The following is an 11309-nucleotide window of genomic DNA, read 5'->3' as shown; positions in this document are numbered from 1 at the left end:
GGAGCCGCAACAGCCCTGTTCCCCTGCCCGCCCAGTGGGTTGTGCGCAAGAAAGGTTAGCTTTGCGCTTGTTTCTGGAAGTGTTCGAAACTACCCAGAGCTACGTTTTTCATCCGCGCCAGCACCTCGGGTGCCATCAGGGCGGCGAACTCCTCGCTATAGCGGTAGCCAGGGGCCGAACCCGGATAGGCCGAAATCGCCGGATGGACATAGATTTCACTCACCCCATCGGGCAGACGGTCGATCAGGGCGCCAACCCGGCGGGTGTTCATCGCCCCCGTCCAGGCGAGACCGAAGACATAATCCGGCGTGAAGATGCCCGCCCGGGACAGGCGCTCCTTGAGGCGCTTGCCGACGAAACGTTCGATCTCGCCGCCACGCAAATCTGGCTGGATCTTCTGCAAAATCTCCATGGGCTCGACGGGCGCGCGCGCCGCCCGCATGCCATAGGATTTGCCGATCTTTACCACGAGCTTGGCGATAATCGGGTGGAGATGGAAATGCTTATGCGCGTTGACGTGATCAAGCGTCAGGCCGGTAGAGGCAAAGGCATCGAACTGGGCCTCGATCTCGGCGGCGAGCTGGCGGCGCATCTTAGGCAAAAAGGCCATGGCGAAACTCGCCTTGACCATATCGGTGCGAAAATTTCCATCCGGCCCGACAAGATCGGGAATCTGCGAAGTCGGCAGAACGGGCTTACCCTCCACCAGCACCAGATGCAGTCCCACGCCGAGGCGCGGATTATCTTTCGCCCGCGCCACCGCATCGGCTGCGCCGGGTGCGGCCACCATCAAGCTCGCAGCGGTCAGAATGCCTTCGCGATTCGCGCGGATGACCGCCTCATTCACCTCTGGCGCCGCCCCGAAATCATCAGCGGTAACGATCAGCGCTTTGCGGGAGGATTCAGCGACTTGCATGGGGACTCAACAATACTGTCATCCCGGACGCGCCCGCGATGATCTTGCCAGCGGAAAATGGGCGCGATCCGGGACCCACGGCAGCGTCCGAACAGATTTATAAGTGGGTCCCGGGTCTCTCACACGGCGCATCGCGCCGCATGATCGCCCGGGATGACAATGATCGCTCGCTTACGAAACCACCATATCTTCGCGGTTCTTGAGGAAGCTGAAGAACTCCACGCCTTCGCGCAGACGCCGCACGAGCATTTCGCGCGAGGTCAGCATCTCGCCGACGATTTCGGCGATCTTGGAGGGGCGGAAGTAGAACTTCTTATAGAACATCTCCACCGCCTCGAAGATTTCGGTGTGGCCGAGATGGGGATAGTTCAGCGGCGCGATCTGCGTGCCGTCATCGGTCAGAAGATCGACGTCGGAGGCGAACCAGCCGTTTTCCTTGGCCTGCTTATAGAGGAAGGTGCCCGGATAGGGCGCGGCCAGCGAAACCTGCAGCGTGCGCGGGTTCACATCCTTGGCGAATTGCAGCGTCTCCAGGATGGTCTCGCGGGTTTCGCCCGGCAGGCCCAGGATGAAGGTGCCGTGCACGATGATGCCGAGCTCGTGGCAATCTTTCGCAAAGCGGCGCGCCACATCGACGAGCAGGCCCTTCTTGATGTTGTGCAGGATCTTCTGGTTGCCGCTCTCATAGCCGACGAGCAGGAGACGCAGACCATTGTCCTTCATCACTTCCAGCGTCTTGCGCGGAACATTCGCCTTCGCATTGCAGGACCAAGTGACGCCGAGCTTGCCGAGTTCAACGGCGAGGGCTTCGACGCGCTCGTGATTGTCGGTCAGGGTATCGTCGTCAAAGAAGATTTCCTTGGCTTCCGGGAAATTCTCTTTGATGTACTTCACATCGCGCACCACGCGCTCGATGGAATGGAAGCGGTAATTGTGCCCGCCGATGGTCTGCGGCCAGAGGCAGAAGGTGCAGCGCGATTTGCAGCCGCGGCCCGTGTAGTAAGAGACATACGGGTGCTTGAGATAACCGCCGAAATACTTCGAGGTATCGAGCCACTTCTTATAGAGCGGCAGAACCGAGGGAAGCTTGTCCCAATCCATCAGCACTTCGCGCTCGGGGTTATGGACGATGGCGCCATCCGCCGTGCGATAGGAAAGACCCTTGATGGTCGACCAATCGGCGCCTTCGGCCAGTTCCTTGATGGTGAATTCGTATTCGTTACGCGCGACGAAATTCAACGCCGGGCAGGCCTTCAGGCTCTCTTCCGGCTCGACCGCCACTTTGGCGCCGATGAAGCCGATGATCGCGGTCGGGTTCAGCTCGCGGATGAGCCCTGCGGTCTTGCAGTCCGACTTGAAGGACGGGGTGGAGGTGTGGATCACGATGAAATCGTGGGCCTTCACATCCTCGACGATGTCTTCGAATTTGAGATTGTGCGGCGGGGCGTCGATCAGCTTTGCGCCTTCCACCATGGCGGCGGCCTGGGCCAGCCAGGTCGGATACCAGAACGACTTGACCTCGCGCTTCATCTGATAGCGCGCACCAGCCCCGCCGTCGTAACCGTCAAAAGAGGGTGCCTGCAAGAACAACGACTTCATTACTTCCTCACCGAATTGGCCAGAACTGGCCCAAAGGCCATCATGACCGATTGGACATCTTAAGAACGGGCTTTCAGGGCCCCGTCCTTTAGGACCGCAAGGCGCTCGTTCTGCCAGACAACCGCTCCGCCGAAAAGAGAGGTTAGAAAGACACAGAACGAAAACACGTCTCTGAACGGCAAAAGCCAAAATGGCCCTGCCGGCTTCCCGAATATTGCGTCAAGGCGCCATTTGAGCATGACGCGCGCCAAGAGTGTAGCGACAACCGCGCCCCAAGCTGCATCAAGCGGGCCTGACTGTGCCGCCAGAGCCACGATTAACCCCAGGAGGGATAAGGGAAAAGCGTGGGTGATGAAAGATCCGGCATGGCCGCCGGGGTCCACGGTTCGAATCGTCCGCATCCAGCGCAATTCATGCGTGAACCATTCGCCCCATCCCGTTTCCACTGCCGCGTGCCGGACGGCGAAAGGCGGAATGGCGAGGATTAACCCCGCATTGCGCACGGCCATTCCCATGGCGTGGTCATCGGCCAATTGATCCTTGAAGGGCAAAAAGCCGCCCCAGGACTCAAACAGGCTGCGTTTGAACGCAATGGTGGAGCCGAAGCAGGGCTGCGCCATCTTGAGCCCCAGCCCCATGATCACATTGGGCAGGAACTGATAGCTTGCCCCCATCGCCGAAAGCTGTGAAACCCGCCCCGCTGCCGCAAAGCCGGTATAAAGGCAGGTGACCCCGCCAACATCTTCCGGCGCCAGCGCCGACGCGATGCGGCGAAGATAATCAGCCTCCACTGCGATATCGGCATCGGAGAGCACGATCACCTGATGGCGGATGGCCTTCTCCATATTGAGGAGATTGGCGACCTTAGGATTGGTCCCGGCGCGGGCGCCATCCACCACCGTGATGGTGTTGATGTTAGGAAACCGCGCCTTCAGCCGCTCCACCACCGCGAGCGCCGCATCGTTAGGGTCCTGCACACCGAAGACGATTTCGAAGGGCGCGGGATAATCCTGCACAAAGAAGCTGGCGAGATTTTCCTCCAGCCCCGGCTCATCACCATGCAAGGGCTTCAGGATGGTGATGGAGGGATACTCCGTAAGCGGAGCGATAGCGCTCGCCTTGAAGCGCCCAGCGAACCCAGCCGCCACCAACGCATACCCCGCCCCCGCAAACGCGGCGAGGATCAACAGCCAGGAAAGGATGGGAAGAACGGTCATTAAGGGTCCCTGCCCCGATTGGGCGGCAGGGTTCTAGCCGCAATGCCTCAGAAGGTCGAGAGTGTCGCTTGTACGTGCTCCGAGGCCCCTCCGTAGATGCGCATACCCCAAGCTCCATGCACGCTGAGAATTAAGCAAAACCTGCGATAGCGATTGCCCAACTCGCGTCAGTGAAAAAAATGCGTGAATGCTGCGCCTGCCCCAAATGCCGTCGCTACGAACCCAAACAAAACCATGTAGTCCTCCACCGTTAGTTCGGAGAATTTTACCTTGATGAAATTTTGGAGGACAGGGCGACGTCGTACCGACAGAGGTATAACCCGTTCATTTACCCAAACGCGCAATGACTCGCAGACCTCTAGTCGGCGAAGCTCGGCAGCATCAAATTTCATTTTCTGAACGTACCAGTCTATCTTGCTTTCGATCAGCCCCTCCTCCATCAAGCCTTGCTCAGCTATAATATAAATAGGGAGATTGAGAGCGTAAGCTATTGCCGATTCAATGTGGTTCCATGGCGTCGTGTAAACCTCATTTGTAATCCTGCGCTCTTCGGCACCCCCGCGCTTCTCGAGGCCGGAGTGGATACGCTTGTGCTCATAGGCAACAATGACGATCCCTGAGCAAGTTCGCATCACCTCATGAATCTTCTGCACCGGGCTGCCGGAAGGATATTCGTTACGCCCCAAAATTCGTGGGTCAACGCCACAGCGATCACGTAATACGCGCTCTAGCTCCTCGCGAAATGCATGATATTTCTCTGTATATGGCGTACCCATGCTTACAAAGACGCGTGGTGCCTGCAATACAGCCCCCGTTGTGCATGCAACAGGCGCAATATACTCCTTCCCCACTAGGACACGAAATAATTGTGGTCCCTCGTCAAAAAAGGCCCCTCATCCAATCAGATGAGAGGCCTTCGCAAGTAATCAAAGACTTAGCTTACCGAATAACGCGGGCGCCTTTGCCCTTCATCACGGCTTCGACTTCCTTGTAGTTGACCATGGAGGTATCGCCGGGGGTCGACATGGCGAGCGCACCATGGGCGGCGCCGTATTCGACGGCAGCCTGCGGGCCTTTGCCTTCCATGAAGCCGTAGGCAAGACCGGAGGCGAAACCATCGCCGCCGCCGACGCGGTCATAGATTTCCAGGTTTTCGCGCATCGGGGCTTCGTAGAAATTGCCGCCGGCCCAGATCACCGCGCCCCAATCGTTGACCGAAGCGGTCTTGGCGTTGCGCAGCGTGGTCGCCGCCACCTTGAAGTTCGGGAACTCTTTGACGGCGGTCGCGATCATCTTCTTGAAGTTGGCCGGATCGATCTTGGAGATGTGCTCGTCCATGCCTTCCACTTCGAAGCCGAGGCAAGCCGTGAAATCTTCCTCGTTGCCGATCATGACGTCGACATATTTGGCGATCTCGCGGTTGATCTTCTGCGCACCGGCCTTGCCACCCTGGCTCTTCCAGAGCTGGCCGCGGTAGTTGAGGTCATAGGCCACGATCGTGCCGTACTTCTTGGCGGCCTGCACCGCTTCGATCACGACTTCCGAGGTGTTCGGGGCAAGAGCCGCGAAGATGCCGCCGGTGTGGAACCAGCGCACGCCTTCTTCGCCGAAGAGCTTGTCCCAGTTCACTTCGCCCGGCTTGATCTGCGACGCGGCCGAGTTGCCACGGTCGTTGCAGCCGAGCGCGGCGCGCGGGCCATAGCCCTTTTCCGTGAAGTTCAGGCCAACGCGGGTGTTGCGGCCGATGCCGTCGAATTCGCGCCAGATGATGTGCGAGGTATCGACGCCGCCCTGCATGATGAGGTCTTCGCAGAGCCAGCCGATGTCGTTATCCGGCAACGCCGTGACGACCGAGGCGCGCTTCTTCCAGCACTTCTTGAAAGCGCGGGCGACGTTATACTCGCCGCCGCCTTCCGACACCGCGAACTGGCGGGTGGTGCGGATACGGCCGAAGCCGGGGTCGAGGCGCAGCATGACTTCGCCGAGCGACACGCAATCCCACTTGGTTTCGGAAGCAGGACGGATTTTGAGGATTTCATCTGCCATTGTGGTCAGGTCCTATGCTTAGTGGCCACGAATCTTGCGAACGAGCGCGATGGTCTCGGCGACCTTCTTCTCAATGCCCTTATAGTCCTTGGCCTTGAGGAGATCGGCGGTGATCAGGTTCGAGCCGATACCGCAAGCCACGATGCCGGCCTTGAACCACTTGGTCAGCGATTCTTCGGTCGGATCGACGCCGCCGGTCGGCATCAGCTTGGTCCAGGGCATGGGGCCCTTGATGTTCTTCACGAATTCGGGGCCGCCGACGCAGGAGCCGGGGAACACCTTGACGATTTCGCAGCCGAGTTCCTGGGCATAGGAGACTTCGGTCGCCGAACCGCAGCCCGGGCTATAGGGAATGCCACGGCGGTTGCAGACCTTGGCGACATCGGCGTTCAGCATCGGGCCGACGACGAAGTTGGTGCCATTGGCGATGTAGAGGCCAGCCGTCGGCGCGTCCACGATGGAGCCCACGCCCATGATCACGCTGGGGTCGGCCTTCACGAAGTGACGGTTCACTTCGAGGAAGACGTGGCTCGCGAAATCGCCGCGATTGGTGAATTCGATGCACTTGGCACCGCCATTGGCGCAAGCCTGGATCACATTGATGCAGACTTCCGTATCGGGGTGATAGAACACAGGGATCACGCCCTGATCCATCATCGCCGCGAGCACTTGCAGCCGGTCTTTTGCCATTTCCCTTCAATCCTCCTGTTCATCGCCGTGCGGTTTGGACACGCCGCACCCAAATTCCTCCGCCTCTTGAGGCGCGTGCCAAACCTACAAAACTGGCAAGCCTTGAAGCGGCCGGCACGGTCTACCACTCCAGCGGTGTTACCGGTACCGAATGACCTATTCTGATTGATAACGACACTTTCCGCTCGCACCGGTCAAGGCTGGAAGGCTTTTTGGCCCTTGGTCCCATGGCCGCAGCGCTACGGTTGACACCGGTTTCCATACTCCGGCTTTGGGCGATTTCCAAGCGGCCCTTCTGACGCGCAGGCGGGGATAAATACTTTAGAGACCCGGTTCCCTTTAGCTGGCCTTAAGTAATCGAGGGGCAAAATTCGCTTTGTAAGGGGGAGGCGAAGCCGTGGCACAACCGGGAGAACGTAAAGCCGAGGGGGTTTTGAGCCCCGAAGAGGCCCTTTCGGTCCTCGAAGCCCAAGCGAAACGGGGGGAAACCCTGCTCGCCAGCCAGGCCTCGCTCGAGCCAGAAGTTCTGGCCTATCTCGCCCGCAATGGTGCCGAAGCCACCCGCCGCGCCGTCGCCGCCAATCCGGCCACCACGCCGGAAGCCAATTTTCTGCTCGCCACCGACAGTGACGAAGAAGTCCGCAAGAACCTCGCCTTGAAAATCGGCCGCCTCTTCCCAGGCCTCTTGGCGGAAGAAGAAAAGCAGCTGCGCGACATGGCCCTCGCCACGCTCGAGAAGCTTGCCCAGGATCAGGTGAGCGCGGTTCGCGCAGTGCTGGCCGAGGAAATCAAAAGCCACGATTGCGTGCCCAAATCCATCGTCAAGGCGCTGGCGAGCGACACCGATCCCAGCGTGCAGATGCCGGTGATCGAATACTCCCCGCAGCTTGAGGATGAAGACCTTATCCAGCTCGTTGTTGCCTCGCGCGCGAGCAAAATCCTCTCCGCCGTGGCGCGCCGCAAAAATCTCTCCGGCGATGTCTCCGAAGCTGTCGCCACCACGCTTGATACTGATGCGGTCGCTGCGCTGCTGGCCAATACCGACGCCACCATCCGCACCAAGACCCTCGACAAGATCATCTCCAACGCCGCCGAAGTGGCCGAATGGCACGGCCCCTTGGTGGTGCGTGCGGACCTCTCTCCCAACGCGATTGAGCGCATTGCTGGCTTTGTCGGCTCCAAGCTGATCGACACCCTGGCCCAGCGTTCTGGTCTTGATGAATCGGTCCGCGGCGAACTCAAGCGCCGCCTCGACGAGAAAAAGAAAGCCGAAGCCAAGCAGGACGGCGCGGAAAGCCACAGCGAAACGCCGCTCACGGGTGGCGCCTTGACCGAAGCCTTTGTCTTCAACGCGGTGGAGCATTGCCGCAAGGACACGGTGGTGAAGGCACTGGCCCTGCTCGCCAAGACGGGCGAGGATAATGTGCGCCGCATCCTTAGCTCGCAATCGGGCGCGGCGGCGGTATCGCTGGTGTGGAGGGCCGGGCTGTCGATGCAGGTGGCCTATCGCCTGCAGGTACAGGTGATGCGCTTGTCCGGCATTTCGCTCGTGCCCGCCCGTAACGGCTCCGAATTCCCGCTCAAGAGCGACGAAATGCGCCGCCAACTGGGCAATTACGGCATCGCCTGAGAGCCCGCCTCCCCCGCCTCGGCTTTTCCACGGATTTCGTCCCACCGCTTTCAGATTTCGCGGAGAAATCCGGCGATTAGCTGTTCCGTTCGCCCCCAACACCGTGCTAAGAAGCCCGCCCTTCGGCACTGCGGATCAATTCCGCCGCGCGGGCGTAGTTCAATGGTAGAACGGCAGCTTCCCAAGCTGCATACGTGGGTTCGATTCCCATCGCCCGCTCCAAAAATTCTTCTTAAAATTCAGATGTTTGTGAACTCACATTCGTCAGTGGGGGGACCAATTTTACAGCAAGTTTTTCAGTTTCCGTTCTAGGGGCGCTCGCCATCGATCTCATAGAACACATCGCAGGAGCAGCACTGGTCGGCAGATCACATACGCGATTCCGGGATCGCGCCAGCTCCCTTTTCAACACCTCCTATCATCGCCAACGTACGGCGCATTACCCCGGTGAGACACCGGGCTGAGTCACTTTGACCGTCTTTTTAGGCCCGACGGGAGCATTTCGAGACACTATCTGGTCAAGGTCATAGACCTGAGACAGGAACGCATGGCCGTTGTGGGTTACGCCAGAGTGTCCAGCACCGGGCAGTCACTAGATGTGCAGGTGGAGCAGCTCCGGGCTGCTGGGTGCACGAAGATTTTCCAGGAGAAGTGGTCGGGCACGAGCGGACGTGCGGAGCTTCAGCGCGCCCTCGACTATATCCGAGAAGGTGATGTCTTCGTGGTCTGTCGCTTGGATCGCTTAGCGCGCTCCATCGTCGATCTGCGGAAGATCATCGACACATTGACCGGAAAGGAAGTCGGCTTCCGCGTGCTTCAGCAGGCCATCGACACCACCCGGGCTGAGGGTCGCCTCATGCTGCACCTCCTGGGTGCCTTCGCCGAATTCGAGACAGACCTTCGCAAGGAGCGTCAGACCGAGGGGGGCACCAAAGCCAAGCTCGCCGGACGATACAAGGGCCGTCCCAAGTCCATCGCCCCGGCGACCATCGCCGCACTCAAAGCAGAGGGCATGGGAGCTTCGCTATCGCCAAGAAACTCGGGATTGGCCGGGTTGATTGAGCTCGCATTGTAGGTCGAAGGAACCTGTCGCCATAAGTCGGTCGGAGGCTAAACAGCTACATCTATGATTGGGATACCCCCCAAGGCCGCGACCTACAGTGCCGCGGTCACGCTCACCCGAAATTGCCGGGGCTCTGCGGGATGGGTGTGAATGTCGTCGACGCCTTTAAGCGGCTCACCCGGCAAGCGCGATGTATAGAAATAATCAATGTCGCTGACACGGGAATCCAGGAGGTTGAAGATGTCCATCGCGGCGGACCAGCGCGCGCTGATGGCATAGCCGAGGTTGAGGTAGAGCAAGCTCGTGCCTTTGGATTTCAGACTGCCATCTTGCGTCAGCACACGCGGCCCGAAATAGCGCACGCGCAGACTGCCGGACCAATCGCGCCAAGCGCCCGGCAAATCATGGAGGGCCACGCCACCATCAATCGTGCCCGCGATAGCTTCGGGGACATAGCGGCCCACCGGATCATGATTGGTATAACGGGCGCGTGACCAAGCGTAATCGAAATCGACGGAAAGCCAGGGCGTCGGCGCATAGGTATTGGCGAATTCGACACCGTAACGCCGTGTAGGGCCGGAGGGCTCGTTGGTGCCGCTATCGCCCGCCCAGACAAGTTCGGATTTCAAATCCAAAAACCAAATCGAGAGTGTCGATTGCAGTCCGTCGACAAAGCCGGTGCGAAGTCCTACTTCGCCGCCCTTGCCGCGCACCAACGCCGTAGCGGGATCAGCCTTCGCCACCACACCCCGGATATCGTTGCTGTGCAGCCCAAACCCCAGATTTGCATAGAGCTCCGTCTTGGCAAAAGGCCCGATGGCAAGGCCCGCCTTGGGACTTATCGAGGCAGATTGAACCTGACCGCTGTCTCCTCCCGCGAGATTCGCGGAATTAGCAAAGAGAAAATCGCTCCGCACTCCTAGTGTCGTACGGAGCCATGGGGTCCAGCGAAATTCACTTTCCGCAAAGGGCGAGACCATCGTCTCTGAGATGTCGTCATCATGCGTCGTGTAAAGACGTTTGCGCCTTTCGCTATGAAATAGTCCGGCCCGGATGATGTCGCTACGCAGATCAAGCCCGGCACGCCAGCTATTCTCGGCTCCCAAAAGCTCGGCGACACCACCATAGGAAATCTTCCCGCCCAAAACATAGCGGGCGTCTTTTTGCGCGATCTGATCGCCATGCACGGGATCGTTCAAGAAATAGGTGAAGTTGGAGAACAGCGTGAGTTCGCGCCTTTCGGCAAAGGCCAGAATATGCAAGCCTTCTTGCGACGGATTTTCCTGCCAGATAAAGCGCAGCGCATAACGCCCTGTCATACCGCCATCGCTGGAATCGATATTGCCCCAGCGGCTGATAAGACCGGATGCAATTGCGCGATCCGGCACTTGGTCGGTAGAGTTCCAGCGATTGTGATAAGCCTCTGCCGACAGCGTGAAGCGGCCATCGGTGAAGCGCAGCACACCGTTGAACTTGCGCGCATCATCGCCGCGCGTCCAAGGCCCATCATCATGGGCGATTTCCCCGGCATAAAGAAGCGTTCCGCCCGCAATATCGGCATTATCCGCGAGCAGCAAGCGGCCATACCCGCCGCTGCCGCCTTCCAGGCGCGCAAGGCCGCCGGGCAAGCGGTTAAAATATCGAATATCGAAAGCCCCCGCCGCGCCGAAATCCCCCACATCGGCGTAATAGGGACCCTTCTTATAGGCGACGCGTTCCACCAATTCGGGGATTAGAAAATTGAGATCGGCGTAGCCCTGCCCATGCGCATGGCTCGGCAGGTTGACACCCACACCGTCCAAACTGATGGCGAGATCCGTACCGTGATCAAGATTGAAGCCACGCAAGAAATACTGATTGGCTTTGCCGCTGCCCGAATGCTGAGTGACGATCACGCCGGGAATGTCTTCCACCACTTCGCCGGGGCGAAGGATCGGGCGACGGAGTAGATCCTCCGCCCCCACTACACCTTCGCTGGCGGAGGCAGCGATTCCTGTGAGATCACTCGACCGGCTGGCCGAGATAGTCACAGTCTCCGTATCGCGTGCAGAAAGGTCAGCTGCCCTAGCCCCGCAAAACAGCGTCAGGAGCGGTATAAGACGCAACAATGGCGCCGCTATCGCCTTCGTCATGCCGTTATACCGCTCC

Annotated in this window: 9 protein-coding genes and 1 tRNA gene; 3 read left to right on the top strand and 7 right to left on the bottom strand. The window is 59.3% G+C overall.

All coding sequences use genetic code 11. The features are described 5' to 3' along the window. Positions 1 to 55 precede the first annotated feature (55 nt). The 6 genes from hpnK to FHS83_RS10595 form a co-directional block, all read right to left on the bottom strand. Entirely contained in the window at positions 56 to 916 is an 861-nt protein-coding gene (gene hpnK / locus FHS83_RS10620) for a hopanoid biosynthesis-associated protein HpnK (RefSeq protein ID WP_167082938.1), read from the bottom strand. A 171-nt stretch (positions 917 to 1087) separates the two neighbouring features. Then, positions 1088 to 2515, bottom strand: a complete 1428-nt coding sequence (gene hpnJ / locus FHS83_RS10615) for a hopanoid biosynthesis associated radical SAM protein HpnJ (protein ID WP_167082937.1) — start codon at positions 2513 to 2515, stop codon at positions 1088 to 1090. A gap of 59 nt (positions 2516 to 2574) precedes the next feature. Further along, positions 2575 to 3732: a bacteriohopanetetrol glucosamine biosynthesis glycosyltransferase HpnI gene (gene hpnI / locus FHS83_RS10610; RefSeq protein ID WP_167082936.1), complete on the bottom strand. Its 1158-nt coding sequence runs from the start codon at positions 3730 to 3732 to the stop codon at positions 2575 to 2577. A 167-nt stretch (positions 3733 to 3899) separates the two neighbouring features. Then, entirely contained in the window at positions 3900 to 4535 is a 636-nt protein-coding gene (locus FHS83_RS10605; RefSeq protein WP_167082935.1) for a hypothetical protein, read from the bottom strand. Between the two features lie 136 nt (positions 4536 to 4671). Further along, the gene (locus tag FHS83_RS10600) at positions 4672 to 5778 is read right to left on the bottom strand and encodes a sugar kinase (protein ID WP_167082934.1); all 1107 of its coding nucleotides are present in this window, start codon (positions 5776 to 5778) and stop codon (positions 4672 to 4674) included. A gap of 18 nt (positions 5779 to 5796) precedes the next feature. Next, positions 5797 to 6468: a bifunctional 4-hydroxy-2-oxoglutarate aldolase/2-dehydro-3-deoxy-phosphogluconate aldolase gene (locus tag FHS83_RS10595; protein ID WP_167082933.1), complete on the bottom strand. Its 672-nt coding sequence runs from the start codon at positions 6466 to 6468 to the stop codon at positions 5797 to 5799. A 397-nt stretch (positions 6469 to 6865) separates the two neighbouring features. On the opposite strand from FHS83_RS10595, the gene FHS83_RS19780 reads away from it, so the two are divergent. The 3 genes from FHS83_RS19780 (at position 6866) to FHS83_RS10580 (ending at position 9173) form a co-directional block, all read left to right on the top strand. Continuing rightward, positions 6866 to 8098 (top strand): DUF2336 domain-containing protein, encoded by a 1233-nt coding sequence (locus FHS83_RS19780; RefSeq protein WP_167082932.1) that lies wholly within the window; start codon positions 6866 to 6868, stop codon positions 8096 to 8098. 148 nt (positions 8099 to 8246) lie between these two features. After that, positions 8247 to 8320, top strand: a tRNA-Gly gene (locus FHS83_RS10585). Between the two features lie 325 nt (positions 8321 to 8645). Beyond that, a complete protein-coding gene (locus FHS83_RS10580) occupies positions 8646 to 9173 on the top strand; it encodes a recombinase family protein (RefSeq protein WP_208414456.1) in 528 nt (175 codons plus the stop codon). 80 nt (positions 9174 to 9253) lie between these two features. On the opposite strand, the gene FHS83_RS10575 is transcribed toward FHS83_RS10580, so the two are convergent. Next, positions 9254 to 11293, bottom strand: a complete 2040-nt coding sequence (locus FHS83_RS10575; protein ID WP_167082931.1) for a TonB-dependent receptor — start codon at positions 11291 to 11293, stop codon at positions 9254 to 9256. Between the last annotated feature and the right edge of the window lie 16 nt (positions 11294 to 11309).

The organism is Rhizomicrobium palustre, from assembly GCF_011761565.1.
Classification (GTDB): domain Bacteria; phylum Pseudomonadota; class Alphaproteobacteria; order Micropepsales; family Micropepsaceae; genus Rhizomicrobium; species Rhizomicrobium palustre.
The sequence above is the reverse complement of the archived record's forward strand: the minus strand, read 5'-3'. Positions and strand labels throughout refer to the sequence as shown.